At 41.8% G+C, this 2,047-nt stretch carries 2 protein-coding genes and 2 tRNA genes; all 4 read left to right on the top strand.

Features of this window, described 5'->3' with window-relative positions; genetic code table 11:
* The coding region (locus J536_RS23855) for a glutamate--tRNA ligase (protein ID WP_032064192.1) at nucleotides 1-801 on the top strand (801 nt) is incomplete at its 5' end.
* A 57-nt stretch (nucleotides 802-858) separates the two neighbouring features.
* A tRNA-Ala gene (locus tag J536_RS23860) sits at nucleotides 859-934 on the top strand.
* A 25-nt stretch (nucleotides 935-959) separates the two neighbouring features.
* Nucleotides 960-1,035: transfer RNA gene (locus J536_RS23865), tRNA-Glu, on the top strand.
* Between the two features lie 128 nt (nucleotides 1,036-1,163).
* The coding region (locus tag J536_RS23870; RefSeq protein ID WP_032064216.1) for an amino acid permease at nucleotides 1,164-2,047 on the top strand (884 nt) is incomplete at its 3' end.

The following is a 2,047-nucleotide window of genomic DNA, read 5'->3' on the forward strand; positions in this document are numbered from 1 at the left end:
CTTTGCCACATGCCATTGTTGCGTAACCCAGATAAATCAAAACTATCTAAACGCAAAAACCCGACATCAATTAACTACTACCGCGATATCGGTGTATTACCAGAAGCCTTACTCAACTATTTAGGCCGCATGGGTTGGTCAATGCCGGATGAAAGAGAAGTTTTCACATTACAAGATATGATGGATAACTTTGATATTCAGCGTGTATCACTAGGTGGACCAATTTTTGACGTTGAAAAATTGAACTGGCTTAACGGTCAGTGGATCAAAGGGTTAACTCCAAGTCAACTATTAGACCGTTTATTAACATGGAAGAGTGATCGCAACACTTTGGAAGACATTGCTGCCGCTATTCAACCACGTATTAATTTACTTTCAGAAGCTGTGAATTGGGCTGGTTTCTATTTTAACCATATGCCACAAATTACTGCTGAAATGTTTGAAAGTAAAAAATTGACTCAAGAGCAAGTTCGTCAAAGTTTACAATTTGCAATTTGGCGTCTTGAAGGTCAGTTTACTTGGAATAATGACACCGTTAGCCAAACCCTAATGGATCTTGCGAATCAGATGGGCATTAAACTACGTGATTTCATGCCAGCGTTCTTTATCGCAATTGCCGGTTCAACGAGTTCAACACCAGTGATGCAATCAATGGTTACGCTTGGGCCTGATTTAACTTTCGCTCGTTTACGTCATGCCTTAGAAATTGTGGGCGGACCGAGCAAGAAAGAAGTTAAAAATTGGGAAAAACTCAATGAGAGCTTAAAATTGCCGAAAAATGACGCAACTAGCGAAGTTTAATTCATTTTTTTGTTGACGTGTGAGCGCATTCACCCTAAGATTGCGCTCACACAAACTGGGGTCATAGCTCAGTTGGTAGAGCGCTACAATGGCATTGTAGAGGTCAGCGGTTCGATCCCGCTTGACTCCACCACGCTCCTTTGTGTTTGCCTCATCAAGTCCCTATCGTCTAGAGGCCTAGGACATCGCCCTTTCACGGCGGTAACCGGGGTTCGAATCCCCGTAGGGACGCCATATTCTGCTTTAAAAATTATAAAAAGACTCTATCGTCACCTTACTGTTTATTCTTTATCTCTTTCTAGATTGCACATTTGTCTATTTTATCTAAAATAGCGTCTTTCTTAATTCTCTCAATGTGTAATATGCAGCCATCTGACAATCAACTAGATGCTCATCAGCATCAGAACAGTACTGCACCTTTAAAAAGAGCCATGAGCACTCGCCATCTTGTGATGTTATCACTGGGCGGAGCGATCGGAACTGGTCTATTTTTAGGTTCAGGGGAAGTCATTTCACAAACTGGAGCTATTGGCGCAATTATTGCCTATATTCTTGGTGGCGCGATCGCTTACATGGTCATGCTCTGCCTAGGAGAACTCGCTGTACACATGCCTGTTTCAGGTTCTTTTGGTGCCTATGCCAAAAAATATATCAGTCCAAGTACTGGCTATATGATTTCTTGGATGTACTGGCTCACCTGGACTGCAACGCTTGGAACCGAATTCACTGCCGCAGCCCTACTCATGCAAGAATGGTTTCCACAGATTTCTATGTGGATTTGGACAATTATTTTTGCAGTTACTATCTTTGGCTTAAATATTAGTTCAACGCGTATTTTTGCTGAATCTGAGTTTTGGCTGGCTCTTGTTAAAGTCGTTACTGTCATTGTTTTTATTGTGCTCGGCCTATTAGCAATTTTTGGTTTAATTCCATTCCATGGTGCCCAAACTGCTCCACTATTTAGCAATCTTACGGCTCAAGGCTGGTTCCCTCATGGTTTAATTCCTATTTTTACGACCATGTTAATTGTTAACTTTGCATTCTCAGGAACCGAATTAATTGGTGTAGCAGCTGGCGAAACAAAAGATCCAGCTCAAAATGTACCAAAAGCGATTAATGCCGCGATCTGGCGCCTCCTTATTTTCTTTGTGGGTACCATCATTGTTATTAGCGCTTTACTTCCTTTCCAACTTGCAGGTTTAGGCGGTGACGGTGTAAGTAGCAGTCCTTTTGTGACGGTATTTAA

It is taken from the genome of Acinetobacter sp. 809848 (assembly GCF_000581275.1).
In the GTDB taxonomy this organism is placed as follows: Bacteria; Pseudomonadota; Gammaproteobacteria; order Pseudomonadales; family Moraxellaceae; genus Acinetobacter; species Acinetobacter pittii.